General features: G+C 39.1%; 31 protein-coding genes and 1 riboswitch. Of the genes, 20 read left to right on the forward strand and 11 right to left on the reverse strand.

Features of this window, described 5'->3' with window-relative positions:
* Positions 1 to 42 precede the first annotated feature (42 nt).
* The 3 genes from glpT to MHB66_RS01205 all read right to left on the reverse strand — a co-directional run bounded on the left by glpT (position 43) and on the right by MHB66_RS01205 (position 4,588).
* Positions 43 to 1,377 (reverse strand): glycerol-3-phosphate transporter, encoded by a 1,335-nt coding sequence (gene glpT, locus MHB66_RS01195; protein ID WP_024424430.1) that lies wholly within the window; start codon positions 1,375 to 1,377, stop codon positions 43 to 45.
* Positions 1,378 to 1,601: 224 nt separating this feature from the next.
* The gene (locus MHB66_RS01200; protein WP_034284220.1) at positions 1,602 to 2,372 is read right to left on the reverse strand and encodes a SurA N-terminal domain-containing protein; all 771 of its coding nucleotides are present in this window, start codon (positions 2,370 to 2,372) and stop codon (positions 1,602 to 1,604) included.
* 152 nt (positions 2,373 to 2,524) lie between these two features.
* Complete coding sequence (locus tag MHB66_RS01205; RefSeq protein ID WP_080943494.1) at positions 2,525 to 4,588, reverse strand: thioredoxin domain-containing protein; 2,064 nt, start codon at positions 4,586 to 4,588, stop codon at positions 2,525 to 2,527.
* A gap of 278 nt (positions 4,589 to 4,866) precedes the next feature.
* On the opposite strand from MHB66_RS01205, the gene MHB66_RS01210 reads away from it, so the two are divergent.
* On the forward strand, positions 4,867 to 5,244 hold the full coding sequence (locus tag MHB66_RS01210; protein WP_034284218.1) for a multidrug efflux SMR transporter: 378 nt from the start codon (positions 4,867 to 4,869) through the stop codon (positions 5,242 to 5,244).
* 335 nt (positions 5,245 to 5,579) lie between these two features.
* Here the strand turns inward: MHB66_RS01210 and fabF are convergent, their stop codons facing one another.
* Positions 5,580 to 6,812, reverse strand: coding sequence for a beta-ketoacyl-ACP synthase II (gene fabF, locus MHB66_RS01215; RefSeq protein ID WP_046313634.1), 1,233 nt, complete (start codon positions 6,810 to 6,812; stop codon positions 5,580 to 5,582).
* A 103-nt stretch (positions 6,813 to 6,915) separates the two neighbouring features.
* Between fabF and MHB66_RS01220 the strand changes: the two genes are divergently transcribed.
* Positions 6,916 to 7,752: a helix-turn-helix transcriptional regulator gene (locus MHB66_RS01220; protein WP_046313636.1), complete on the forward strand. Its 837-nt coding sequence runs from the start codon at positions 6,916 to 6,918 to the stop codon at positions 7,750 to 7,752.
* A 141-nt stretch (positions 7,753 to 7,893) separates the two neighbouring features.
* On the opposite strand, the gene MHB66_RS01225 is transcribed toward MHB66_RS01220, so the two are convergent.
* Positions 7,894 to 8,502, reverse strand: a complete 609-nt coding sequence (locus tag MHB66_RS01225) for a transglutaminase family protein (RefSeq protein ID WP_046313638.1) — start codon at positions 8,500 to 8,502, stop codon at positions 7,894 to 7,896.
* A gap of 40 nt (positions 8,503 to 8,542) precedes the next feature.
* The gene (locus tag MHB66_RS01230; RefSeq protein ID WP_046313639.1) at positions 8,543 to 9,049 is read right to left on the reverse strand and encodes a hypothetical protein; all 507 of its coding nucleotides are present in this window, start codon (positions 9,047 to 9,049) and stop codon (positions 8,543 to 8,545) included.
* Between the two features lie 183 nt (positions 9,050 to 9,232).
* Between MHB66_RS01230 and MHB66_RS01235 the strand changes: the two genes are divergently transcribed.
* From MHB66_RS01235 to MHB66_RS01265, 7 genes are all read left to right on the forward strand, one after another.
* On the forward strand, positions 9,233 to 9,493 hold the full coding sequence (locus tag MHB66_RS01235) for a metal-sensitive transcriptional regulator (protein ID WP_003217059.1): 261 nt from the start codon (positions 9,233 to 9,235) through the stop codon (positions 9,491 to 9,493).
* Between the two features lie 123 nt (positions 9,494 to 9,616).
* Positions 9,617 to 10,099, forward strand: a complete 483-nt coding sequence (locus MHB66_RS01240; RefSeq protein ID WP_041088802.1) for a DsrE/DsrF/DrsH-like family protein — start codon at positions 9,617 to 9,619, stop codon at positions 10,097 to 10,099.
* 12 nt (positions 10,100 to 10,111) lie between these two features.
* On the forward strand, positions 10,112 to 10,465 hold the full coding sequence (locus tag MHB66_RS01245; protein ID WP_046313643.1) for a rhodanese-like domain-containing protein: 354 nt from the start codon (positions 10,112 to 10,114) through the stop codon (positions 10,463 to 10,465).
* Between the two features lie 45 nt (positions 10,466 to 10,510).
* Positions 10,511 to 11,071: a sulfurtransferase TusA family protein gene (locus MHB66_RS01250; protein WP_046313645.1), complete on the forward strand. Its 561-nt coding sequence runs from the start codon at positions 10,511 to 10,513 to the stop codon at positions 11,069 to 11,071.
* A gap of 14 nt (positions 11,072 to 11,085) precedes the next feature.
* Positions 11,086 to 12,213, forward strand: coding sequence for an MBL fold metallo-hydrolase (locus MHB66_RS01255; RefSeq protein WP_046313647.1), 1,128 nt, complete (start codon positions 11,086 to 11,088; stop codon positions 12,211 to 12,213).
* A gap of 33 nt (positions 12,214 to 12,246) precedes the next feature.
* Complete coding sequence (locus tag MHB66_RS01260; protein WP_034283076.1) at positions 12,247 to 12,477, forward strand: sulfurtransferase TusA family protein; 231 nt, start codon at positions 12,247 to 12,249, stop codon at positions 12,475 to 12,477.
* 58 nt (positions 12,478 to 12,535) lie between these two features.
* Positions 12,536 to 13,312, forward strand: a complete 777-nt coding sequence (locus MHB66_RS01265) for a sulfite exporter TauE/SafE family protein (RefSeq protein ID WP_046313651.1) — start codon at positions 12,536 to 12,538, stop codon at positions 13,310 to 13,312.
* A gap of 35 nt (positions 13,313 to 13,347) precedes the next feature.
* Here the strand turns inward: MHB66_RS01265 and MHB66_RS01270 are convergent, their stop codons facing one another.
* The 4 genes from MHB66_RS01270 to MHB66_RS01285 all read right to left on the reverse strand — a co-directional run bounded on the left by MHB66_RS01270 (position 13,348) and on the right by MHB66_RS01285 (position 17,058).
* Positions 13,348 to 13,524 carry a hypothetical protein gene (locus MHB66_RS01270; protein WP_164512187.1) on the reverse strand — a complete coding sequence of 59 codons (177 nt, stop codon included), beginning with the start codon at positions 13,522 to 13,524 and terminating at the stop codon, positions 13,348 to 13,350.
* A 143-nt stretch (positions 13,525 to 13,667) separates the two neighbouring features.
* A complete protein-coding gene (proS, locus tag MHB66_RS01275; protein ID WP_046313653.1) occupies positions 13,668 to 15,101 on the reverse strand; it encodes a proline--tRNA ligase in 1,434 nt (477 codons plus the stop codon).
* Positions 15,102 to 15,717: 616 nt separating this feature from the next.
* A complete protein-coding gene (locus MHB66_RS01280) occupies positions 15,718 to 16,239 on the reverse strand; it encodes a hypothetical protein (RefSeq protein WP_046313658.1) in 522 nt (173 codons plus the stop codon).
* A gap of 537 nt (positions 16,240 to 16,776) precedes the next feature.
* On the reverse strand, positions 16,777 to 17,058 hold the full coding sequence (locus MHB66_RS01285) for a class IIc cyclic bacteriocin (protein ID WP_034283090.1): 282 nt from the start codon (positions 17,056 to 17,058) through the stop codon (positions 16,777 to 16,779).
* 161 nt (positions 17,059 to 17,219) lie between these two features.
* Here MHB66_RS01285 and MHB66_RS01290 point away from each other — a divergent pair, with 161 nt between their 5' ends.
* From MHB66_RS01290 to MHB66_RS01315, 6 genes are all read left to right on the forward strand, one after another.
* Positions 17,220 to 18,338: an efflux RND transporter periplasmic adaptor subunit gene (locus MHB66_RS01290; protein WP_046313660.1), complete on the forward strand. Its 1,119-nt coding sequence runs from the start codon at positions 17,220 to 17,222 to the stop codon at positions 18,336 to 18,338.
* Positions 18,335 to 19,015, forward strand: coding sequence for an ABC transporter ATP-binding protein (locus MHB66_RS01295; RefSeq protein ID WP_034283095.1), 681 nt, complete (start codon positions 18,335 to 18,337; stop codon positions 19,013 to 19,015). Before MHB66_RS01290 ends, MHB66_RS01295 begins: the two co-directional genes overlap by 4 nt.
* Before the next feature lie 5 nt (positions 19,016 to 19,020).
* A complete protein-coding gene (locus tag MHB66_RS01300) occupies positions 19,021 to 20,211 on the forward strand; it encodes an ABC transporter permease (protein ID WP_051627362.1) in 1,191 nt (396 codons plus the stop codon).
* Between the two features lie 89 nt (positions 20,212 to 20,300).
* Positions 20,301 to 20,510 carry a helix-turn-helix transcriptional regulator gene (locus MHB66_RS01305; RefSeq protein ID WP_034283098.1) on the forward strand — a complete coding sequence of 70 codons (210 nt, stop codon included), beginning with the start codon at positions 20,301 to 20,303 and terminating at the stop codon, positions 20,508 to 20,510.
* A gap of 242 nt (positions 20,511 to 20,752) precedes the next feature.
* Positions 20,753 to 20,911, forward strand: coding sequence for a hypothetical protein (locus MHB66_RS01310; RefSeq protein WP_155267120.1), 159 nt, complete (start codon positions 20,753 to 20,755; stop codon positions 20,909 to 20,911).
* A 164-nt stretch (positions 20,912 to 21,075) separates the two neighbouring features.
* A riboswitch (purine riboswitch) is annotated at positions 21,076 to 21,175 on the forward strand.
* A 77-nt stretch (positions 21,176 to 21,252) separates the two neighbouring features.
* Complete coding sequence (locus MHB66_RS01315; protein WP_046313662.1) at positions 21,253 to 22,425, forward strand: MFS transporter; 1,173 nt, start codon at positions 21,253 to 21,255, stop codon at positions 22,423 to 22,425.
* 258 nt (positions 22,426 to 22,683) lie between these two features.
* Here MHB66_RS01315 and MHB66_RS01320 read toward each other — a convergent pair whose 3' ends face one another.
* Positions 22,684 to 23,451 (reverse strand): GNAT family N-acetyltransferase, encoded by a 768-nt coding sequence (locus tag MHB66_RS01320; protein ID WP_046313664.1) that lies wholly within the window; start codon positions 23,449 to 23,451, stop codon positions 22,684 to 22,686.
* A 201-nt stretch (positions 23,452 to 23,652) separates the two neighbouring features.
* Between MHB66_RS01320 and MHB66_RS01325 the strand changes: the two genes are divergently transcribed.
* The 5 genes from MHB66_RS01325 (at position 23,653) to MHB66_RS01345 (ending at position 26,261) form a co-directional block, all read left to right on the forward strand.
* Positions 23,653 to 24,111, forward strand: coding sequence for a MarR family transcriptional regulator (locus tag MHB66_RS01325; protein WP_034283105.1), 459 nt, complete (start codon positions 23,653 to 23,655; stop codon positions 24,109 to 24,111).
* A gap of 105 nt (positions 24,112 to 24,216) precedes the next feature.
* Positions 24,217 to 24,447 (forward strand): hypothetical protein, encoded by a 231-nt coding sequence (locus MHB66_RS01330; RefSeq protein ID WP_046313666.1) that lies wholly within the window; start codon positions 24,217 to 24,219, stop codon positions 24,445 to 24,447.
* Complete coding sequence (locus MHB66_RS01335; protein WP_046313668.1) at positions 24,444 to 24,905, forward strand: DUF523 domain-containing protein; 462 nt, start codon at positions 24,444 to 24,446, stop codon at positions 24,903 to 24,905. Before MHB66_RS01330 ends, MHB66_RS01335 begins: the two co-directional genes overlap by 4 nt.
* 30 nt (positions 24,906 to 24,935) lie before the next feature.
* Complete coding sequence (locus tag MHB66_RS01340) at positions 24,936 to 25,352, forward strand: DUF5301 domain-containing protein (RefSeq protein WP_046313670.1); 417 nt, start codon at positions 24,936 to 24,938, stop codon at positions 25,350 to 25,352.
* 81 nt (positions 25,353 to 25,433) lie between these two features.
* Entirely contained in the window at positions 25,434 to 26,261 is an 828-nt protein-coding gene (locus tag MHB66_RS01345) for an aldo/keto reductase (protein ID WP_034283114.1), read from the forward strand.
* The last annotated feature ends 33 nt before the right edge of the window (positions 26,262 to 26,294 follow it).

Below are 26,294 nucleotides of genomic sequence, written 5' to 3' on the forward strand. Positions count from 1 at the left end.
AAGAGCATGTTGGGCGGATATGAATCTTTTATGTGATTTTCATTAAGCTTGCTCTACGCGCTTTCCTGTATTCCATGTCATGGCGAGGAAAACAATCGCAAGCACACAAGAACCAACCAGTAAAATGAAGCCTCCTGTCCAGTCATAGTGATCCACGACGACACCCATCATGGCATTGGCAAAGGCAGAGCCGCCAATGTAGCCGAAGAAGCCTGTCAGTCCGGCTGCAGTGCCAGCCGCTTTTTTCGGAGCGAGATCAATGGCTTGAAGTCCAATGAGCATGACAGGTCCGTAAATCAAAAAGCCGATGCTGATAAGGGCAATGTTATCGACCATTGGATTGCCTGCAGGGTTTAGCCAGTAAACGAGAACGGCAATTAACACCCCGGCCATAAAGATGACGCCAGCTGGTGCGCGGCGGCTTCTGAAGAAGCGGTCACTAATCCAGCCGCACAATAATGTACCGGGAATGCCTGCATATTCATAAAGAAAATAAGACCAGCGTGAATGCTCTGGTGAAAAGCCCTTTGCTTCTGTTAAGTAGGTCGGCGCCCAGTCAACAACACCGTAACGGACGAAGTATACAAACACGTTGGCAATGGCGATATACCATAGGAATTTATTGTTGAGTACATATTTAAATAAAATTTCTTTCACTGTTAATTCTTTTTCTTGATCCTCATAGTTTTGTGCCGGATAGTCATTTCGATATTCCTCGATTGGCGGAAGACCAGTGGATTGCGGGGTATCCCGTACAAGAAGAATGATCACGAAGGAGACGATAATGGCAATGATGGCAGGGAAGAAAAAGATGCTTTTCCACGTCGCAAACAGTACAATCCCTAATGTGATAAGCGGTGCAAGAATCCCTCCGCCGATATTGTGAGCGACGTTCCAAATGGACATTTTCGTACCACGTTCACTAACCGAAAACCAGTGCGCCATCGTACGTCCGCATGGCGGCCACCCCATGCCTTGAAACCAGCCGTTTAAGAACATGAATAAAAACATGATCCATACACTGGATGTGACCCATGGAAATGAGACAAATAGGATATTGATAAGAGCTGATAAAAAGAGTCCGGCGGCTAAAAAGTATCTGGGGTTACAGCGGTCTGAGATCATCCCCATGATGAATTTACTAAAGCCATAAGCAATGGATACGGCTGCGAGTACAAAGCCTAATTCACTTTTTGTGAACCCCTCTTCCTGTAGATATGGAATGGCAAAAGCGAAATTTTTGCGCAGCAAATAGTAGCCCGCATACCCGATAAAGATGCCTAGAAAGACTTGCAGCCGCAGCCGCTTATACGTCTCGTCTGTTTTGGCATCATCAAGCCTGTCGATATGCGGAGCAGGTTTAAACCATTTGAACATAATGATCCTCCTTTTGTAGATGTCCGATTGACTGAAGCAAAAGTACGAGAATTGCTTTTGATCCTGTACCTTTTCAGAGACAAAAGAATTGTTAGCGCTTTCTTTTGTACTCCCATCATATCGGATGGAAGAGACGTTTATGATGAGGCTTTTGTCATAAATTTGGAAAAATAGTTCATGAAGTAACAAAAAAATCCGCACAATGGCGGATTTTTTCTTAGCGGTTATAGAGAAACATTAATTTTCGCAGATTTCTTTAGTTTTTCAATTTCTTTTTGGATTTCTTTTTGCTTTTCTTGAGATTCTAGCTGTTTTTTAATTTGTGATTTAACCTCTTTGTATTCTGGTGCTTTTTGCTTTTGTTTTTTCATTTGGTCTGCGTATTGATCATAGTACGCTTTGACGTCTTTCTCAGAGACGGAGGCTGATTTGATTTCTTTATCGACATATTGGCTGTATTTGATGCTGTCGGCAATGTCACTCTTCAGCTGATCCAATGTGAGTCCGCTCTTTTTAAGTGCTTCTTCAAATTGAGCGTTGTCTTTGAACTGTTTCTTTTCTTCCTTTAGCTGCTTATCTACCTCTTTGTCAGAGGCTTTGAAGCCCTTCTTCTCAGCATCTTGCAGGATGAGCTCTTGTCCTACGAGCGCATCAATGGTTTGTTTCTTGACTGCTTTCTCGCCTTCTTTAGAAGTTGGGTCTTGCCCGGACTGCTGAAGCTGGCCTTGAATGGTAGATAAGGCGCTATTGTATTCACTGCCTGTGATTTTGTCTTTGTTGACGGTCGCAACGACCTTTTGATCATCGATTTTTTGTGCGTCTAATTTCTTTTGCATTTCTTCCATTTGCTTTTGCTGCTCTTTTTGATCAGCCTGTGTTGTTTCCTTGTTTTTGGCTGCGTCTTTTTGCTTATCTTGTTTGGCATCGTTTGACGAGCAGGCTGCAAGTCCAACAGATAACAAACAAGCGATGAGTGTGTATGATACCTTTTTCATCATTTTCTCTCCCTTCGGTATGAGAACGTCTAGTGCGCATTCTAACCGTTTTTTAGGAAAAATAAAACCGTACAGACAATTTGTTAGCGGATTGACATGTTTTTTATCTGTTTGTCCTCATTTTGTCTTCTCATAGTCATCTCATGACAAACTCAATCGTGGCATAACTGTTTCATCGCCTCGTCGATATTGGTGATCGGCTGGCGGCAGCTGTAGTTTTCACAAATATACACGGTGGTTTTGCCATCGATTGTTTTGTAATCTTTTGTAAAGGGCGCGAGCTTCGCTAATTCTTTCCCTGTTTCGGCAGTCAATATGATATCAAATGGAACGAAGCGTTTTTGAAGCGCCTGTAAAAGCCGTTCTTTTTGAGGGTCGCCGTTTTTTCCGAGAATGATGATTTCTCTTTTCGCCGCATATTGACTTAGGAGCCCTTGCAGAAATGCTGTGTGTCCGCTTGGGTAGGCAGAGACATCCACATAAAAGGCTTTGAACATCTCTTCTAAGGTTTTCAGCCAGTCTTGACGTCCTGTCATTGTGCTGAGTTTCAAAAGCTGATGGAGTGCGGTGCTGTTACCAGAAGACATGGCGCCGTCGTACACTTCTTTTTCTCGAACGAGGAGCGCTTCCGCATCTGATCCCGAGAAGAAAAAGCCCCCTTTTTCCTTATCCCAAAACAGCTCAAACATGTTCTCGGCAATGGCTGCCGCCTTTTCCAGCCACGCTAACTCAAAGGTCGCTTCGTATAAAGACATATACGCTTTTAGCATATGCGCATAATCCTCGATAAAGCCGAGATGCTTCACGTCACCTTCTCTGTAGCGGACCATGAGCCGCTCATGTTGAACAAGATGTGTTTCTAGAAAAGACATCGCCTGCTTCGCCATATGGATCGCTTCCTCTGCATCAAAGACCCTTCCTGCTTTGGCGAGAGCTGCGATCATCAGCGCATTCCAAGATGTAAGCACCTTGTCATCGACAAGCGGCGCGGGTCGCTGCAGTCTGACTGATTGTAAAATATTCCGGGCTTCTTGCAGCTTGGATTGAAGGGTTTTATCGTCGATCGAAAAAGAGGCTTTGATGTCCTCAAAAGAGGTAGAAATGGTATGAGGGATGTTCTCCCCTTCAAAGTTCCCCTCTTCTGTGATGTGATAGACGTCGCAAAATAAAGCGCCAAGCTCCTCCCCTAAATGGGTGATGATCTCATCTTTTGCCCAGACGTAATATTGTCCTTCTTTCCCTTCAGAATCTGCATCTATCGCTGAATAAAAGGAGCCGCTAGAATTCATCATATCTTGTTTAATGAATTGGATCAGGCGTTGGACAAGTTTTTCATACTCAGGTTTTGAGGTGAGCTGATACGCTTCTGTGTAAGCTTCCATCAGCAAGGCATTATCATACAGCATTTTTTCAAAATGCGGCACAAGCCATTTCTCGTCTGTTGAATAACGAGAAAAACCCGAACCAATATGGTCATATATACCGCCATTTGCCATCCCATCTAACGTTTTCGTGACTGCATACAGCGCATTCTCCTGTCCTGACCATTCGTAATAGCGCATCAGAAATGAGAGCATATGAGGTGCAGGAAATTTCGGTGCGGAGCCGAATCCGCCATACAGTGTATCAAAGCTGCTCATGAGCTGGTAATAGGCTTTGTGAATTGCCTCTTGTGACAGCGTGTTTTCTGTCTGCCCTGCTGCTTTAATCCGCAGGTTATTTGTCGCTTTCTCAGCCAATGATTCAATATGATCTCGGTCATTATGGTACGCATCCAGCAATTGTGTCAGTGCCTCGATGAAGCCAGGCCGCCCGTAAGCACTTCTTTTCGGGAAATATGTCCCAGCATAAAAAGGCTTTTGATCCGGCGTGACAAACACGTTCAACGGCCAGCCGCCTTGCCCCGTCATCATCTGACAAACCGACATATACATCGAGTCGATATCTGGACGCTCCTCACGATCGACTTTGATTGAAATGAAATGCTCATTTAAGATGTCAGCGACTTGTTGATCTTCGAAGCTTTCGTGTGCCATGACGTGGCACCAGTGGCAAGTGGCGTAACCGATGCTGACAAGCACTGGTTTATCTTCACGTTTGGCTTTATCGAATGCTTCTTGCCCCCACGGGTACCAGTGAACTGGGTTGTGAGCGTGTTGAAGTAAATAAGGAGACTTCTCAGCGATTAATCTATTGGGCTTATTGTTAGTGGGCATTGGATCACCTTCTTTCACTTTTCATTATTTGTTTTTATGTTTACTGTACCATAGTGCAGTTTAGTTTATATCTTATTAGATTATCTAGATTAGATTTTATCTACTGGACTAAGGATCACCAGTCATTTTGCGCACAATTTTTTTGAAAAATAAAGACTTAAAAACATTTTTGGTTTCTTGTAAAGTTGTACTTAATAAAGATTTAGTGAAGTAAACCTATAAAGGTTTAATACAGTTTTTTAAGTCGTTGATTATTTATACAGGAGGAGAGAGTAATAATGGCATATTTATATTTATTGCTCGCAATTATTGGTGAACTTATTGGTTCTTCTATGCTCAAGGCTGCAGAAGGCTTCTCAAAACTTTACCCTACTATTGGTACAATTATTTCTTTTATAGGCTCCCTGCTCTTCTTATCACTTGCAATGAAGACCATACCTTTGAATACCGCCTATGCACTTTGGTCTGGTATAGGTATTATTCTTACTACAATAATCTCGATTTTGATTTGGAAAGAAAAAATTAACGTTGCCAGTGTTACTGGGATTGTTTTGATACTTGTAGGAGTTGTAATATTAAATCTTTTCGGGCCAGGTCATGGTGAAGCACATAGTGTTGAAAACGCAAGCGCTACAACAAACAATGAAGCTGAGTGATTAGAAAAGCATGAACATAAATATCAAAGCGGAGAATAACTTTTGTTATCCTCTTTTCTTTTTTTTGCATTTCAACATCTATCATGTCAAGACATGTAAGTATTGCTATTGCAGCAAAGAAATGCAATCAAATTGCTTGCGCGTAGCCCAAATGTACCTTTTTACATTAAGAATTGTAAATGGCTTTTTGATCTAATATATTACAATTAATGTAAATATAGTATAATATTATAAAGCTGTGGGGTTAATATATCAGATTGAGGCCCTTCATAATTTGTCTGTGAGGTATTCCCAAAATGAAAAAAATCAAGGGCTATAAACCCTTGATAGCTACATCAATCGTAATGCTTTAACAAGATGGCTGAATTATGTCCTCCAAAACCAAAAGAATTGGATAGCCCGTATTTCAAAGGAAGCTGTCTCGCTTCTAATACAACATCTAAGTTGCAGTCTGGATCTTGATTCTCTACATTAATAGTTGGCGGAATCATTCCTCGTCTCAAACTTTCCACTAAAGCAATGGCTTCTACTCCGCCGGCAGCACCAAACATATGCCCTGTCATTGATTTGTTTGCCGTTGTTGGAATTTCAACTGAACGTTCACCAAATAATTTCTTAATAGCTAGAACTTCTGAACGATCACCTACTTGTGTACTTGTTGCATGTGCACTAATAACATCAATATCATCTGTTGATATGTTTGCACTTCTCAACGCCTTTTTCATGGCTAAGTAGGCACCTTTACCTTCTGGGTGGGATGCTACCATATGATGAGCGTCTGAACTAGCTCCGTACCCCACTACTTCACATAATATCGGCGCATCTCTAAGAATCGCGTTTTCTAATGATTCTAATACTAAGATACCTGCGCCTTCACTCATCACAAAGCCATCTCTATCTGTATCGAATGGACGGCTGGCCCGACTTGGGTCTTGGTTTCTAGTAGATAGTGCATGTGCGTTTCCAAAACTAGCCAAAGATATCTGTGAGACGGCAGCTTCTGCTCCTCCGGCAAATATAATATCTGCATCATCATTTCGGATCGCATTGAAAGCTTCGCCAATAGAGGTGTTCCCAATAGAACAAGCTGTGACTGGTGACAATGATGGCCCTTGTGCCCCTAATTTAATGCTGATTTGGGCCGCAGCTGCGTTTGAAATCATCATGGGGACAAGGCTGGGGCTTACTCTTGAGGGACCACGTTTATCTAATACATTGACATGATCAACAAGCGATTGGATTCCCCCGATTCCTGAACCAACATATACGCCTAAACGTTCAAGATCAACTTGATCTAACTGTAATTGCGAATTTTTTAATGCTTGTTCGGCTGCTGCTAAGGCAAACTGGCTAAAACGATCTAAACGTTTTGCTTCTTTTCTTCCCAATATTTCATCTGCATCGAAATCACGAACGATTCCAGCTATTTTTGTTTTATAATCAGTTGTATCAAAAGAATCAATGAGAGATATTCCCGATTGTCCTTTGATTAGTTGATTCCAAAAGCTATTTACATCATTTCCTAGTGGAGAAATAACTCCCATTCCAGTAATGACAACTCTTTTCATGATCATTCCCTCCTTGTTTTTATTAACTTTAGCCATTGTGTTATCCTATTACAAGTTGTTGTTTATCCTAGTATAATTAATAATATTTTAAAGGGAGATCTTCATGAAACCTGAAACAAGACTTCAAGCATTATCAGAATTTCTAAAAAACCAACGTTCGAAAATCACGCCTCAAATGGTTGGTTTACCTGTAGGAACCCGCAGAAGAACACCAGGACTAAGAAGAGAAGAAGTGGCTCAACTAGCCGGTGTGAGTCTTACTTGGTATACATGGTTAGAACAAGGCAGAGATATAAAAGTATCCACTTCGGTATTAGATGCTATTTCTCGAGCATTACAATTAAATAATGATGAAAGGAGATATTTGTACGCTTTAGCGTTAGAGGAAGGAGTGAAACAATCCTTTATCATTGAGAATGAGAAGGAAATCAGTCCGGCTTTAGTGAAAATTTTGCAGGAACTTCGTTATTGCCCGACGATTATATCTGATAGAAGAAGTCAGATTGTTGGGTGGAATCAAGCAGCAGCTAACGTATTTTTGGACTTTGAACAAATCATCCCGGCAGAAAGAAATATCATACGCTTACTATTCGCAAGAAAGGAATTCAAAAGTTTAGCCGTGAATTGGGAGCATTTTGTTAGAGGATATATCGCCATATTTAGAACGTATTATGGACAGTATGTGGCTGATGACTGGTATGAGCAATTTATAGAAGAAATGGAGCAGGCATATCCTGAGTTTCGTAAAATTTGGAATGAAAATGAGATCAGCTATGCGCCTGAAGTATTAATTGAATTTCGTCATGCTAAGGCAGGTAAAATGTTGTTTAATCTCACTTCATTACAAGTGTATGGGGATACTGATTTAAGATGCAGCGTCTATACTCCAGTTGAGGATACTGAAACGGAGCTTAAGTTAAAACGTTTGATTGAAGGGTAGATATCGTTTGGATGAAGTTATTGAGTGTATTTAATATAAAATAGATCCTATGCAAATCAGTGACAAGGGGCATAACCGATGCTGACATGCACCGGTTTATTTTCACGTTTGGCATTGTCGAAAGTCTTTTTGCCCCCAAGCCTATATCATTTCTGGTAAATGATGTTTATACATCTCAATAGCATCTGTATGTTCTTTTAAAACGCTCATTGTCTTTGGATGTGGTTTAACATATATCAAAGGATAGTCGACTTCATCTAATTCTTGTTGGGTATGAAAAGCTAACCTTTCATGATCAAGTGAAAATTGAGCATCAATTCCTGTTTTGTTGCCGCGTGCATCTAATCGAATCCATTTATTAAGTGAATGAAAAAATACAGCATTTAATGCGTGAATACAATATCCCTTATCTGGCGTATCGAACAACATTAACCGCTGGTAACAAAAACCTGTAGGTATTTCTTGTGAGCGCAATAGAGCAGCTAATAGGTTGGACTTTGCGTAGCAAATTCCCTCTCTAAATGTTAATACCTCTGATGCATGACAAGTCACTCGTTTGGATTGAATATCCCATGTATGGGGAATTTCATCTCGAACAAACTCATAGGCTACTTTTGCTTTTTCTATTTCTGTCTGCAAAGGATTGAAAAGTTCATTTGATTTTGCTCGAATTATAGGATGAGAATAATCAACTTCAGTTAATTCACATAAATAATCATCAAAATTTTTAGATTCACATGTCAAGTTCATTATAGTGTCTCCTTTTCTCTATAATTTTACCTCAGGAGGTCTATTTCTTCACCAACACATATTGTAAGTTTTCTAATTCAAACATATCAATCAGTTCATCGATCTCTTTAAAATTGATATGTTTTCCAAATCGTTTTTTGCTTAGGTCAATTTCTACATCCAATTGATCATCCTTTTCTTTCGTTTCCAGTTCATCTAGACAAGAATAGATTTCGATGCTTTCTCCTTTTGACAGCTCTTTTTCAATGAATTTAAAAAGTGCACGAAGAGAATGAATGATGTCTAATTCATAAACAAAAGGATGCGTGAATTTGTTTCTTACCGCTTCATAGACGGGATCTAGATCATCAATGTGAATGCCTTCGAAATCCTCTTCTGTTTCAAATACTTCTATCAAAAGCTCTTCTTTTTGATAGGTTTTTAGCTTTTTTTGTTTTTTATCAAACATGTTGATATTGAGTTCAGAGAATGGTTTATAGGTAGGATTTTGACCAATGGTACCAAGCGGCAGTTCTTTGTTTGCTCCAATATAATGATGTAAAGTCATGGGCTGCCCTCTTTTCTTCAATGATTTCTCGTTCGTTGATTATTTTCTTTTTATCAATAAAAGGTGGAATGTGCAATTCTTTTCACATACATTTTCTACAAAAGAGTAGGGCAAGTCGTTTGACTAAATACCTCTTAGGGTATACTATCTGTTCATAGAAAGAATAGAAAGGGGTACTTGTGCATGGAATATAATCAGCAGATGAAGAACCGTCTTCGCCGGATTGAGGGGCAGATTAAAGGGGTTCTTGCGATGATGGAGCAGGGAAAGGATTGCCGCGAGGTGGTGACGCAGCTGTCTGCATCACGCAATGCCATTGATCGGGCAATGGGTGTGATTGTGAGTACAAATCTTGAGCAATGTGTTCGTGAAAGTCTTGAACAAGGCAAGGATACGGAAGGTCTTGTGAAAGAGGCAGTTGAGCTATTGGTGAAGAGCCGGTAAGAAATTCTTCAGCCTTTGAAGGTTGACGGATTTTTTTACTTGTTATAATATACCCTTACCGGTATGTGTATATATTTTTTGTTTTCTATATACCCCCATGGGTAATAATGAAGGAGGAGCAGAATGGAAGAACAGAAAAAACGCACGACGATTGTGCTATTTAGTGGAGATTATGATAAAGCGATGGCGGCTTACATTATTGCAAATGGTGCAGCAGCCTATGATCATGAAGTGACGATTTTTCATACCTTTTGGGGGCTGAATGCCTTGCGCAAGGATGAGATGGTGCCAATGAAAAAGGGTTTTTTAGAAAAAATGTTTGGCAAGATGATGCCGCGCGGGGCTGATCGAATGGGCATTTCAAAGATGAATTTTGCTGGAATGGGCCCAAAGATGATTAAGCACGTCATCAAAAAGCACAATGCCATGACCTTGCCGCAGCTCATTGATATGGCGAAGGAACAGGAGATCAATCTCGTAGCATGTACAATGACGATGGACCTTTTAGGGCTGCAGGAGAAAGAATTATTAGATGACATTCAATATGCTGGTGTGGCGGCGTATTTAGCAGAGGCTGAAATTGGGAATGTGAATTTATTTATTTAGTGAGGTGATGAAATGATTCAAACGATTTTGTTCATCCTGGTGATTGGCTTACTTATGAGCCGTTTCCTGCCGGCACGAGGTGTGAACCAAATAGATGCAGCCGATATGAAAAAAAAGCTGAAAAGCAAAGGTCAACAGCTCATTGACGTACGATCTCCAGTAGAATTTCAAACAAACCATATAAAAGGATTTCGAAACATTCCTTTACCTCAGTTAAAAGAACGAGCTTCTCAGCTTGAGAAAAATGAAGAGATCTATGTCATATGTCAAAGTGGAATGAGAAGTATGCAGGCAGCGAAAATATTGAAGAAGCAAGGATTTACTCATATTACAAACATCAAGGGTGGTATGAATGCTTGGCATTAAGCACGCATAAAAATATACCCCCACCCCTATAAAGGAGGACATCACATGCAGCAACCAACAGTCATTTTAGATGCAAAAGGATTGGCATGCCCGATGCCGATTGTGAAAACAAAAAAACAAATGAATGAGCTTTTGCCAGGAGATGTGCTTGAAGTGCAAGCTACCGATAAAGGATCAGCAGCGGATTTAGCGGCTTGGTCAAAAAGTGCCGGTCATGAGTTTTTAGGAACAAGAGTAGAAGGACAGGTGCTTCATCATTTGATTCGTAAGGGCGGAGCGCAAGAAGAAGAGGGGGAGCCCATGATTTCGGAAATATCTTTGAATGCCTTTCAACAGAAGGTAAAAGAAGATCAATCTCTGTTTATTTTGGATGTAAGGGAGCTGGATGAATACGAAGCAGGGCATATCCCAGGAGCCGTTCATATCCCGCTTGGTGAGGTGGAAGATCGTGCAGAGGAGTTAACAAGAGAATTGGACATTTATCTCATCTGTCATTCAGGCAGAAGAAGTGAATTAGCTGCGCAAAAGCTAAAAGAGAGAGGATTTCAACAATTAATCAATGTGGTGCCAGGCATGAATAGCTGGACAGGAGCCATTGAAAAATAGGAGCTGAATAAAACATGACGGTAAAAGCCATGACTGCAGAGCAGTTAACAAAAAAGATCGTGGGCAAAGAGCCGCTCTTTTTGCTAGATGTACGAAATCAAGCAGATGTGCAGGACTGGAAGATTGAAGGGGAAGCAATCGTTGATATGAATGTGCCTTATTTTGATCTGCTTGACGGAGTAGAGGGCCTTTTACAGCACATTCCTAGTGACCGTGAAGTGCTGGTGGTTTGTGCCAAGGAAGGTTCCTCTATCCTGGTGGCGGAGATGCTGTCAGAGGCTGGCGTGCCTGTTCATTATTTGCAGGGCGGCATGAAGGCATGGAGTGAGCATCTAGAGCCAGTGAAAATAGGGGATTTAAGCGGCGGCGGAGAGCTGTATCAATTTGTACGGATGGGCAAAGGGTGTCTGTCCTATATGATCATGTCCAATGGAGAAGCCGCGGTTGTGGATGCAGCTCGAATGACGGAGGTCTATATTGATTTTGCGAAAAAGCATGATGTCTCTGTGACGCATGTGATGGATACTCACCTTCATGCAGATCATATTTCTGGTGGGAAAAAGCTGGCTGAACTAACTGGTGCTGCCTACTGGCTGCCGCCAAAAGATGCAGAAGAGGTAACCTTTGAATATGAACGCCTTGAAGAAGGACAGCGGATAACGATTGGAACAGCTTCTATTGATATTCAACCCATTTATTCCCCGGGACATACGATCGGCTCAACATCTTTTATCGTAGACAATCAATATCTTCTTTCAGGTGATATTTTGTTTATTGATTCAATTGGAAGACCTGATCTTGCTGGAATGGCGGAGGACTGGGTAGATGATTTGAGAGAGACGCTTTATGAACGGTATATGGCGTTTTCAAAGGAATACATCGTTCTGCCTGCGCACTTCATGACCAAAGAAGAAATGAATGAAGACGGCAGTGTTTGGAAGGAGCTCGGCTCACTTTTAAAAGAAAATCATGGGCTTCATATTGAAGATCAACATGTGTTTAGAAAGATGGTGACGGAAGGTCTGCCTGCACAGCCGCATGCCTTTCAAGAGATTCGTCAAGCCAATATGGGGAAGCTGAACCCAGATATGGAAGAGCAGCGGGAAATGGAAATGGGTCCAAACCGTTGTGCGATTCGGTAATGTCCAATAAAATAAGAGAAGAGGAACAATCAAATGACATCAGATCAAATTTTAGACGTAACAGGGCTCGCATGCCCAATGCCGATTATTCGAACGAAGAAAAAAATGAACGACTTGGCGGAAGGTCAAGTTTTAGAAATACATGCAACAGATAAAGGGGCTAAAGCTGACTTGGCCGCATGGGCGAAGTCAAGCGGACATGAATTGATCACGCAGACAGAAGAAGGTCACGTGCTGAAGTTCTGGGTGAGAAAAGGGTCCTAAAGGATGTAGGGGTATCTGCTGAAGATCCCCTTTTCCTTTTGCAAAGGAGGAGACCAGCGTGGATTTTGCATTTTTGATTACACTTTTTATCATCGGATGTATTGGTTCCTTCTTATCAGGAATGGTGGGGATCGGCGGATCTGTGATCAACTATCCCATGCTGCTTTATATCCCGCCTCTTTTTGGTGTGATGGCACTATCAGCACACGAGGTATCAGGGATTGGCGCCATTCAAGTGCTTTTTTCGACGCTGGGTGGTGTACTCGCTTATCGGAAAAGCGGATTTTTACATCGCTCGCTGATTTTATATATGGGAAGCAGTATATTGGCGGGCAGCTTATTAGGCAGTTATGTATCACATTTTATGCCGGAGAAAGGGATGAACCTCGTCTATGGATTACTCGCCATTGTGGCGGTTATTCTCATGTTGATTCCGAAAAAAGGACAGCGTGCAGACGCAGAGGGAGAAGTTACTTTTCATAAAGGGCTGGCATCAGCTATTGCCTTTGTGATTGGCAGTGTTTCCGGGGTATTAGGTGCAGGGGGCGCATTTATTTTAGTGCCTGTGATGCTGTCTATTTTAAAAATTCCTGTACGGATGACGATTGCATCGTCACTTGCGATTACGTTTCTTTCTGCGATAGGCGCATCGACTGGAAAGGTATTGACGGGTCAGGTCATGCTTCTTCCTGCTGTTGTGCTGATGGCGGCAAGTTTGATGGCAGCTCCGATTGGTGCGAAGGTCGGTCAGAAAATCAACGCCGTCTATTTGCAATGGGCCCTTGCTGTAATGATTACAGCGACAGCGGTCAAAATTTGGCTGGATATTTTATAAAAGAAAGACCAACAGAGCAAACGTGTTGGTCTTTTTTATTTGACGTCATCGTGCTCGATATACGTTTCTAGTGCGGGGTGGTACTCTTTTTGATAATGAAGGTTGGGACATGTTTTCACGACTTTGCCTTGCAGGGCATTGGACTTTGAGACTTCTAATGCTGTTCTACATTTAGGGCAGCGTTCGGCAAAGAATGAGGGCCAGCGTTTCATATATCACCACTCCAGTTAAAGTCTTAAAAACCGATTATATTAATATGAATTATAGGGGATCATGCAGGTGAGGTCAATGGGTGTTTGGGTCTTTTTAACAAAAAAGAAGCATCATGAGAGATGCTTCTTTATCGTTCATATTCTTAATAGGCTTTCGCCCAGAACACCATATCAGATGCAGGCTTTCCGCAGCAGACACATGTGTCAGAAATGGTTTCCTGTTCGAATGGAATACAGCGTGAGGTCGCACCTGTTCTTTCTTTAATGTCGTTTTCACAGGCTTCGTCACCACACCACATGGCTTTAATCAATCGGTTTTCTTCTGCAAGAATTTGCTCGATGTCTTCGATTGTGAGGGCTTGTGATGTTTTTTCATGTAATCGTTCCTTCGCCTTTTCGAACATGGTCCGCTGGATGTCTTCAAGCGTTGCTGTGATGGTTTGTTCAAGTGCATCTAATGTGACAGCTTGCTTTTCACCAGTGTCTCGTCGTGCGAGCATCACTTGTCCTTTTTCGATGTCCTTTGGTCCTACTTCTACACGTAGCGGAATACCCTGCATTTCACATTCGTTGAATTTCCAGCCTGGCTGTTTATCGCTTGCATCGATGTCAGCACGTGCGATGCGGGCGAGGCGATCCTTCAATTCGTAGGCATGATCCAGCACCCCTTCTTTATGAGAAGCGATTGGCACGATACGCACTTGGGTTGGTGCAATATTTGGCGGGAGGACGAGCCCTCTGTCATCGCCATGCACCATGATCATAGCGCCGATAATTCTTGTTGTGAAACCCCAAGAGGTTTGCTGGACATGCTCTAGTTTTCCTTCACGGTTTAAGAATTCGATGCCAAATGCTTTGGCAAATCCGTTCCCGAAGAAATGAGAAGTGGCCGTTTGAAGCGCTTTTCCGTCATGCATCAAGCTTTCAACCGTATAGGTGAAGCGAGCGCCGGCGAATTTTTCCTTCTCTGTTTTTCTCCCTTTAATGACAGGAATGGCAAGGAGATCTTCGCAAAGAGAAGCGTAAGTGTGAAGCATTCTTTCTGTTTCTTCAATCGCTTCTTGCTCAGTCTCATGGCACGTGTGTCCCTCCTGCCATAGGAATTCAAGGGTTCTGAGGAAGGGACGTGTTGTTTTTTCCCAGCGGACGACATTGGCCCATTGGTTATATAGCTTTGGTAAATCGCGGTAGGAATGAATAATGTTTTTGTAATGCTCAGCGAACAGCACTTCAGAGGTTGGTCTGACGCAGAGCCTTTCTTGTAATTTGGATTCACCGCCATGTGTGACCCACGCCACTTCAGGAGCAAAGCCTTCGATATGATCTTTTTCCTGCTGCAGCAGGCTCTCTGGGATAAAGAGGGGCATATAGACATTCTCATGACCCGTTTCTTTAATCTGGCGGTCAAGTTCGTCGCGAATATTCTCCCAAATTTTAAAGCCGTACGGCTGAATGATCATACTGCCTCTCACGCTTGAATAATCGACGAGCCGCGCTTTTGTGACAACATCTGTATACCACTGGGCAAAGTCGTCTTCCATGCTTGTAATTTTTTCAACAAATTGTTTTTTTGACATTGCAGGTTCCTCCTTTTTTAAAACAAAAAAGCTGTACTTTAAGTTAGGGACCATTCCTGGTGGTACCACCCTAATTTAAAGCACAGCTTTACACTCAATCATGATAACGGTATGAACCGCTGTATGAAACAGAACTAAATCGGCAGGTTCACTTGAAGATGTCAGTAGGAACTTCTCAGCACCGTTCCCTCTCTGTTAAAGATCGATTCAAGCTACTATTCCAGATCTACGTTGATCCTTGTTCGTTGATTTTCCATCAGTTTACCTGTAAATGGGGGAGAAAGCAAGTTGATGCCAAAAAACAAATAAAGGTAAATTGTATTTTGGATTGAATTATTAAATTGAGGTTTTAAAGTATGATATTGTGAAAGGAGCTTCCAATGTTTTTAAGGAGCAATGAAATAAAATGTTCGAAATGTAACGGTGTAATTAAAACTAATGATAAATTTGTAGCCATTATGACTATGCCCAGTTCATACAAGCAACCCTATGGAACGATGGATGCAGTATTGAAAAAGATATCAGATGTTGTCATTTGTCTGAATTGTTCAAATTCAGAAAAGTTGAATTAGTATTAAAGAAACAGACACTTTAAGGATAGTGTCTGTTTCTATTTTTATTGAGTAATTAGTGTGTAAGCAACATTAATAATAGTGAGTGCAGTTATTGAAATAGTTGATATTTTTGTGAGTATATTTTTCTTAAATTGATACCACATTACAATTAAAAAAGTTACAAAGACAACTGTAATATTCGAGTATTTTAATAAACCGCTTATTTCTGCTGAAATTGTTTCCCCAAGGAAAATAGAACTTAGCGTTAGTATTGCAAAATGTAAACTATACACCCCAAAGAAAACTATAAAATAATCAGCTTTCTTAACTTCATAGTCTTTCAAGTTTTCTCCTTTATTAAATGTAATACCAAGAGATGTGAAAAGCCAAAAAAGGTTTACCATTATAAGAATTACGAAGAAATTAAAAGCTAATCCTACGGATGAAATTAATAGTTTAGGTATGTTAAATTTATTAATCACATTAGCAATATCACCAATTGTTAAGGCTACCTGATGACTATAAGTCATATAAGCGAATATGTAAGCAATAATTATTAAGATTAGTATATATTTTTTATTCATACTTCTCCTTTTATAAAGAAACAACAGAATATACATAATATATTCTGTTGTTTACGTTCGTTTTATTAAGAGAAATTACTGATAACGAGATTGGGAGTTATAAAACTCTCTACTAAAGCCCCTAGAAGTATAAGAGCAACAGAGACTGAAATTCCTTTAAGGGTTCTCTTATCAAATTTATTCCTATCTAAAGTCTGTAGAAGTACATATGCTAAAAACAATAGAGCAGGGATTTCTATTAATCCGTGTGGGATTAATAATAACAAATATGATAGAGATTGAAATTTCGATATTACAAGTCCAATTAAAATCCCGTTTGCGATAATAAACGTTTTTACAAAAATTGATCCCAAAAAAGAAATTAAAATCATTAATAGTATACACATCAGATTATTTATTGTGATGTGTGAAATAAAATAAGTATAGTCAATCTCTCTTATGGTTATAGAGGATGGCGATAAAAAAATCTTCCCATAAATATAACCTATTAAAACTGATGTACTAAAAATGATAATAATCTTTTTTAGTAGTTTATTATTATGCAGCATACGCTCCAAGAGCAGTAGCAGCAGCAGCGAGCCAAGCAGGTAGAGTTACACCCATAACGATGGCTGCAAAAGTAGTTAAACTTCCACCAGCAGCTAACCAGTCAGTTAATTGGCGATACCAATCTGCTGCAATTTTAATTCCAAAAAAGTCAGCAATCAGATTTAGGTTTAATGTAATCCCAATTAACACAGCTGTAGCGAAAAAACCTGCTAAAATAATTGATTCAAATTTTGAAAGATTTAAATGGTCAAGAATTAGACTCGCTCTCATACTTTTTCCTCCTAGTAGTTAAATTTTATGGTGTACGTACACACGTCTAATATAACATAATTTTACCCAAAAGTGTAATAAAAAGTTATTTTTGACTATTTTTTTTTTTTTTTGTAAGCTTGTTTTGTCTGGAAATTTACTAGGATAAAGAGGAGCGAAAAATGAATACTAAATTTCAAACAGAGATAAAGAAAAATAACAAACTTGTATTTTTTGTAATCATTATTATCATTTTGGTGTTTATATTTTTCTTAGCAGCGATTAATATTTATATGTCTAAAAATCAAGGAAAAGAAGGTAAAGTGCCTTATAAGTTTACCAAAATAACTACAAAAAATTTCGATGAAACGCAATTATTGAGTGGAATTGTTAAACCAAAGAATACAGCTTCATATTTTATTGAGAATAATAAAAATGAAATTTTGGTGAAAAATGGCGATTATGTAGAAGAAGGTCAAAAAATTCTGGAATATAACAAAGATGAATTTAAGAGAGAACTGGAAAAGTTGAGCATTGAAAACCAAAAAATAAGTCGAAATTTACAGATTATAAATAAAAACATCGAAATGTTAAATAGTAAATTGAAAAAAAATGATGAGAAAAATCCTGTTTATGACCAATTAAAGAAAGAATTGGATGAAAACAAGCATCAAAAGGAGATACTAAGTTTAGATCTTAAAAGCAATGAAAGTTCAAGAAATGATAAAATAAATGATTTAAATAATTCAACAATCAATGCGGGAATTCCTGGGTATATTCAATTGAAAAAAGATGAAACAAATAAAATAATTGCTATTTATATAATGAGTAAAGGTTTAATTGTGGAAAGTCAAGTTACTGAACTACAAAAGCCCTCGATTAGGAAAAAGGATCGGGTGAAAATCACCTCTAAAGTAATGAAGGATAAATCATGGAGTGGTAAAGTAATTGAAATATCAGATTTCCCTAATGAAAATACAATAGAAATAAAATCTAATCTATCTGAGTATAGTATGAAAGTATCGATTGACAGTGCTGAGAATTTATTGAATGGTTACCACGTGATATTAGAAATTATTACTTCTAAGGAAAAATTAAATGTTGTGCCGATTAAGAGTCTGATCAAAACAGGTAAAACAAGTTATGTATTCGTTTTGAATAAAGATAAGCTGGTTAAGAAGGAAGTGAAAGTGAAGTACACAGATCAGCATTGGGCAGAGATCACTGGTGGTCTAAACGATACAGATGAAGTTCTAGAAAATCCCTCCTCGCAAACAAGAGAAGGAGAAAAGGTAAAATGATTAGTCTTAGAAGCATATCAAAGAGTTATCGGTCAGCGGAAGAAGAAATAAATATATTACATAATATTAATCTTGATATAAAGCAGAATGAATTTTTAAGTATAATGGGCCCTTCAGGTTCAGGTAAAACAACATTATTAAATATTCTAGGTTGTCTTAATAAACCTTCAAGTGGACATATTTATATTAACAATGAAGATATCACTAACTATAACAATAACCAATTATCATGGGTTAGGAAAGATAAAATCGGGTTTATATTTCAAAATTTCAATTTATTACCTAGATTAAGTGTTTTAGATAATGTTATCTTGCCATTAATATATAAGAGGATAAAAAAAAGAAAGAGAAAAATATTGGCCCTAAATGCTTTAGATAGAGTGGGTTTAGGAGGAATGGAGAAAAAATATCCTACTCAGTTGTCGGGTGGACAGAAACAGAGGGTTGCTATAGCTAGAGCTCTTGTAACTGAACCGCATTATTTAATTGCAGATGAGCCAACGGGATCACTAGATTCTATTAATACAACGATTATTATGGATCTTTTAATGTCAATTCATAGAAAGGGAACTACAATTATTTTAGTTACTCATGAAGAGGATGTAGCTAATTATGCAACAAGAAGAATTACTTTAGTAGATGGTCAAATTTTATTTGATTCTAAAAATAAGGAGTGAAAGGTTTGTTTTTAGACAATTTCCGAATGGCTTATAGTTCTATTATGGCACATAAACTAAGAACGATCCTCACGATGCTTGGAATAATAATAGGAATAAGTTCTATTTTATTAATCGTAGCTATTGGAAAAGGTGGGGAGCATTTACTCAAAGAGAACATTATTGGAAATAGCGATGGCACAATTGGAATTCAATACCTGGATGAAAATTTAACTTCCATTTATGATAATCAAGATACTCCTATTTTTGAAGAAGATAAGTTACTAGAAATGAAACAGAAATTTCAATTGCAAAACGTCATTATTAAAAACAATAGTGTTGAATTATTTATTGATGATAAGAATAATGATAAAAGGTTAAATGTAATTGGAGTAAATTATGATTACATTCAGATCAATTCATTAGAGATGATTAATGGTAGAAATATAAAAGAGGAAAACTTTAATCAAATGCAAAATAGTGTTTATTTTAGTAAAAATGCTGCATTAGAATTATATAACTCTGATGATGTTGTTGGAAAAATAATAGAAATAAGAGATACACCATACATAATATCAGGAGTATATGAGTCTGATGGTGGTAGTTTGAGTATTCCTGAAATCATAATGCCTTTTTATTCTTGGCCATTAACTTTTAATACAGATAAGATACAATCAGTTTCAATAAAAACTGAAGATTCTAATGACTTAGTTGAAACTGCTAATGAAGTAGCTAAATGGTTGAATGAAACAAAGCCTACTTTTTTGGCAGGAGAATATCAAATTTTTAATATTAAGGATGTAGAAAAGGGAATTTCTGCGGTGACAAGTATTTTGACTTTGATCATAGGCAGTGTTGCTGGTATTTCATTAATTGTAGGTGGCATTGGTATTATGAATATGATGTTGGTTACAGTAACAGAAAGAACACGGGAAATAGGGTTAAGAATGTCATTAGGTGCAACTAAAGGACAAATTTTAACTCAATTTCTGTTTGAGTCATTAGTCATCTCATTCACAGGAGGGATAATTGGGATTTTGTTAGGATTAACTGGTGGTGTTATTGTATCTTATTTTACCGAATTCCCAGTGCTGGTTAGTGTACCTTCAATTATCTTAAGTAGTATGTTGTCTATTTTTATTGGTGTAATCTTTGGGATAATTCCAGCGAGTAGAGCTGCACGTCATCATCCATCTGAATCATTGATGTATGAGTAAAATGTTCTTTTATGAATGACAAGATATCTTTACTTTTTTGGATTGTCTTGTTATAATGAATTTAACAAAACAATCCAGAAGGACAGGGTATGATAAAAAATAACATTAAATTATTAAGAAAGAAAAGGAAAATTTCCCAAAAAGATTTGGCTAATGCATTGAATGTAACAAGACAGACTATAGTAGCTGTTGAAAATAACTACTACTATCCAAGCTTGGAATTGTCATTGAAATTAGCAAAATATTTTAATGAACCAGTGGAAGCTATCTTTACATTACATGAAAATATTACTGATTAGAGATGAGGAGGCGATAATATTTTTAAAAAAGCAGATGAATTTGAGACATATCAATCTAATAAGGCTTTAAAATTTGTATTCGTATTTTATACAGCTGCATTGTTTATTTGGTTAGCTTATGATTTTGTTGTAACTGGAAAATTAGGTTTACAATTTCTCATTTTATTTATCGGTCAAACACTATACTTTGTTGTGCTCTATTCAAAGAAAAATAAATTAGATAAATTAGAGGAGGATGCGTAATGAAAATGTTAAATAATATTGTTATTGGTTTATTGATTTTGTTAGGGATAGGATTAATGACTCAAGGAAATCAGTGGGGATCAGCTTGTATTGTCGTAAGCATTTTTTATAGTGTGTTTTTACTCTATAAACGCAAACAAATTAAACATAGTTCGTAAAAAAGGAAAGCTCATCTCGTGAAGGTGAGCTTTCCTTTTAATTTTTAATAATATTAAAAGAGCTAAGAATGTATTTTCTTAAGTCCATTTTTAAATTTCCAATTAAAATTAAGTACTGCTATCTTTTGTAGCAGCTTGCGAGTTATGTAAGGCTATGCTAATATATGTGAAGAAAAAAATAGACTTGTATAACCTCAATAATATGGTTTGAGGGTTTCTACCAGGATCCGATAAATCCTGATTACAAAAGCGCGCTTTCCTTTTTTGTAATCAGGGTTTTTTTGTTTGTCTGCACCCTGTATCAAAAGTGAAAGCGATGATATACAGAAGGGATGTTAGACATGAACTGGAGAGTATATTTATTAGCCGTTTCTACTTTTGCGGTTGGATTAGTTGAGCTTGTGGTTGGTGGCATTCTGCCAAGTCTTGCAGAGGATTTGAATGTGTCTCTTGCAACAGCCGGACAGCTCATTACGGTATTTGCGATTGTGTATGCCATTTCAGCACCCGTGCTGCTGACTGCGACAGCCAAAATCGAACGAAAGCGCCTTTACTTAATCGCGTTATTGGTGTTTACAATAGGAAATGTGTTCACTTATTTTAGTTCGACCTTTGCCCTTGTCATGATATCTAGGGTGTTGATTGCGATGAGTACAGCGCTTGTGGTGGTGTTGTCTTTGACGATCACTGCCAAATTGGTGGAACCAGCGCATCGTGCGAAAGCATTAGGGCTGATTTTTATTGGTATTAGCTCCTCACTTGTTCTCGGTGTACCGATCGGTATTTTTATTACAGAGAGCTTTGGCTGGAGAGTGATGTTTTTAGGAATCAGTATTCTTTCTGCCATATCGATGGTGCTGATCTATTTTCTATTGGAAAAAATGCCTGTTGAAAAAGTGACGCCTCTTAGAGAGCAGATTCGTTCTTTAGGGCATCCGAAAATTTTTAGTGCACACTTGATCAGTTTGTTTATGCTTGCAGGCCATTATATGCTTTATTCTTATTTCACTCCATTTCTGATGGAAGTTCTGCATATGACCCCGTTTTTGATTAGTATTTGTTATTTGATCTTCGGACTTGCGTCTATAGGCGGGAATGGGTTTGGCGGCTGGCTCAGTGACAAACTGGGTTCAGGAAAAGCCATTTTGCTTGTGACTATGGCGTTTGCGATCGTCATGTTTATCCTTCCTTATACAGCGGGGGTGTTCGCGCTCTTTATGGTCATGGTTGTCCTTTGGGGAGCGCTCAGCTGGGCACTGACGCCTGCTTTGCAGAGTTATTTGATTCAAACAGATCCTGTCACGTCTGATATTCAGCAGAGCTTAAATACATCTGCCTTGCAAATCGGCATTTCGATTGGATCTGCGGTTGGCGGAGTCATGTTTACGATGACCGGTTCCTCTGTTGATCTGGCTAAATTCGGTGCTGTGTTTGTACTGATTGCCTTTAGCTGTGCGGTGATTTCGCTGAAGAGACCGCCGCTTTATATGGATCGTCAGCATCATGCTGAATAGCTGCCTATCTTTAGGCAGCTTCAGCGTGTAGACAAACCCTCGCATTCGTTGTCAGTTCTGCGCTCTGGTGCTCACGAATGTCAAATTCGCTCCGCTCCGATGCTCGTCCTTCCTAGACTGCAAAGGTTTTCTATCACGCTGAAATGAAAACAAAGAGCTAAAATAAAGATCATTTTAGCCCTTTTTCAACAATCTGTAGCTGCCTATCTTTAGGCAGCTTTTTTATGTTCATTTCAAATTCACAAGAAAAGTACCTTTCTATTCAAAGACGGCCATTTCACCGATTGGTTGGAAGCCGGCACGTTGATAAATATTTTTGCCGTCTGCTGATGCTTGTAAGATGACACATTTTTGTTTATTCTCTGTCTTGGTCAAAAGGTAATGAAACATGTCACTGCCAAGTCCTTTGCCGCGGTGTTCTGCCCTTGTTATGACATCATAAATACCGTAGCTGTCGTTTGTCTCGAATAATAAGCCTGTTGTGACCGGCTTATGGTGTTCATATCCCACGAACATGCGAGCTTTTGAGTGTAATTTTTTAATCGAAAAACGCTGGAAATAATCTTCTAAGGCGGCGGCCTCAGTCGATCCTTTGAATAGTTCAATAAAGATATGTGTGTAATCAAATAGTGTCTGCTCATCAAGTACTTCCTTGATTGTAAGTGATGAGGATGTGACTGGATCAATGTCACCTGTATGCTCAAGCATCATGATGGTATTGCGTTCGACCTCTTGAAGGTGATAGTCCTTTAATAAATCAGCCCAATCAGGATGGAGTAAACGGTGATCGACCCATGTGCTGAAGATGAGTTTCTGTGACCGCATGTGTTCAATGGCAGCTTTCACTTTTTTTGGATCTTGGATTTGAGCTGATGTCGGTAAGAGCAAATTGAACGTGTCAGTCGATATTTGAGTATTGGATAGAACGAAATCGTCCGATGCAAGGAAGGTTCCGTTCACAGCAGAGGAAAACAGATGTATCTTTTCTTCTAATTGGCGAATGGCCATTAGTTGTTCAGGTTTCATTTAGCTCACCTTTTCATTATGATAAATTGGATGACATCCCCATGATTATAGCATGTGACAGGATGAGGAGAATCTAGTATAAAAGTACATATACAATTTTAAGGTCTGATGGCCTATTATTTTACTAACAACCACATTTCTTTTGACTCCTTTCTTCATTATTAGTACCATTTTATTAACCAGTTAAGAGTGGAGGTTCAGATGGAAACAAAAGAGCAGATTGTATTAAAAGCGATTCAAGATCTGATTATGCATAGGGAAAAGAGACGGAATGATCCAACAGATCCACTGATTACCACGACTGATACACTCAAACAAGAATGGACACTCACACAGCTTCACATTTTATCGATGATTCAAGCCAATCCAAACGAATCAAACAATACATTTCTATCTCAACAACTAAAACTATCAAAGCCAGCTATTACAAAGGCTGTGAAAAAACTAATTGAAAAAGGCATGGTGGACTATTGCCACCGGCAGGGTGATAAGAAATCTGTCTATTATTCTTTGACAGAGGAAGGCAAGCAATTGGCAGCGCTTCATGACGAGCTGCATGAAAAAGCAGTCACGTCCTATTTAGAATTTCTTCAGCAGTTTCATGAGGATGAATTACAAGTAATTGAACGCTTCTTAAAAGCTTGGAAAGAAAAGATATAGATAAAAAACCGAAACCATCGTAAAAAGGAGATGGTTTCGGTTTTTTATGGTAAAATTAACATATATTGATGTTATTTGAAACCATGAAGAAAGGGAGGGAGCTCATTGGAGAAAGAAATGATAGAAAATTATAAAAAATACGTATTCATCATGCCATTTGTGGGATTGTTTGTCAGCGTGCTATTATTTGTTTATTTTTTTGGTATTGCAGGACCTGGAGAACCAATTTGGGCTGCTGCTTTGTATTGTGCTCTGCCCTTTTTGGTGAATACGATATGTTTCTTGCCTGTATGTATTTATTTTAAAGTCAGCAAAAAAAGTGAGGAACATACATGATTGTCGTCAGTGCTTGTCTTGCTGGATTGAAGGTTCGTTATAATGGCAGCCATCGATTAGATCAGCGAATTGAGGAGCTTGTTCAGGAGGGAAAGGCGGTCACAGTTTGTCCTGAGCTGCTTGGCGGCCTTTCCACGCCAAGGCCTCCCGCAGAAATCATTGGCGGAGACGGACATGATGTATTACAGGGCCTCGCCTCCGTGATTGATGTACATGGAAATGATGTCACGGAGATGTATGTAAAAGGTGCGAAAATGGCGCTGGAACAGATTCAGTCTCTGAAAGCGAAGGCGGTTGTGTTAAAAGAGTACAGCCCCTCCTGCGGCAGCCGGATGATTTATCGCGGAGATTTTAACGGGGGGACAAAAGCTGGGGATGGAGTGACATCCGCCTTGCTCAAACAGCACGGGATTCAGGTATTTTCTGAGGAGGATGATTGGACTTCGCTGTTTTTATAGGTGTGCTGAGAATAGGAAGGAGGAGTTAGGTTGAAAAAGTGGATGATTGGTTTAGTCGTCATTATTTTATTAGGAATTGGTATTTATTTTCTGATCAATGCAAAAACATACTCTTTTGATGATGTGGCCTCAATTGATCAAAACAAGGTGACTTCGATTCAAATTGAGCATGATAATGAGCGTGTTATGGTGGAAAAGAAAGCGGATATTCAAAAGTTACTCAAGGAATTTTCGGGTATGAAATTAAAGAAAACGAATGAAACTAAAAAAACTTCAAAAGAGTCTTATTGGATCAGAGTGTATGAGAATGAAAAGGAAACATATGGTCTGACTTTTTACGATCAAACATTTTTAGAAACATATGATTTTTCTAAAACAAAAGATCAAACCAGCGAATATCAAATCGTTGACACCAATCAAGTTGATATAGGAAAATATATCAAATAGCTCAGCCAGAATGTCATGCATGATCAATCGAAAATTCGGGTATAGTGCTTGGTAGTTAAAAATGAAGCGGAGGTTTGTTTGATGAGTGGATTAACAGATACAGTCACATTAGCAAACGGAGTGAAAATGCCGAAGCTAGGCTTTGGTGTATGGCAGGTAAAAGATGGGGATGAGGCTGTAAATGCCGTCAAAGACGCTCTTGAAGCGGGCTACCGCAGCATTGATACAGCAGCCGCCTATCAAAATGAAGAAGGGGTAGGCAAAGCCATTCAGCAATCAGGTATCTCGCGCGATGATCTATTCATTACGACAAAGGTCTGGAATAATGATCAAGGCTATGAATCAACACTCGAAGCCTTTGAAACAAGTATGAACAAGCTGGGATTAGATGTATTAGATCTTTATTTAATTCATTGGCCAGTTGAAGGCAAATATAAAGAAACATGGAAAGCGCTAGAGAAACTATATAAGGATGGACGCGTTCGAGCGATCGGAGTGTGTAATTTCCATCAGCATCATTTAGAGGATTTATTGGAAGAGGCAGAAGTTGTGCCAATGGTGAATCAAATCGAGCTGCATCCGAAGCTGACGCAGGAGCCTTTACGAGACTACTGCAAATCGAAAGGAATTCATGTAGAGGCGTGGTCGCCATTAGGCAGCGGGAAGCTTCTAAACCATCCTGTTCTCCAGGATATCGCGAAAAAACATGACAAGTCAGTAGCGCAAGTGATTCTTCGCTGGGACTTGCAGCATGGCATTATCACCATTCCAAAATCTGTGACGAAGAGCCGAATCATCGAAAACACACAAGTCTTCGATTTCGAGCTGTCCGCACGTGAGATGGGTGTCATTGATCAGCTCAATGAAGATGAGCGCACAGGTCCAGATCCAGATAACTTTGATTTTTAATCGAAGGAAAAGCACAGGTGCGATGCCTGTGCT

Origin of the sequence: Bacillus sp. FSL L8-0167 (assembly GCF_038630295.1) — a bacterium.
Taxonomy (GTDB): domain Bacteria; phylum Bacillota; class Bacilli; order Bacillales; family Bacillaceae; genus Bacillus; species Bacillus safensis.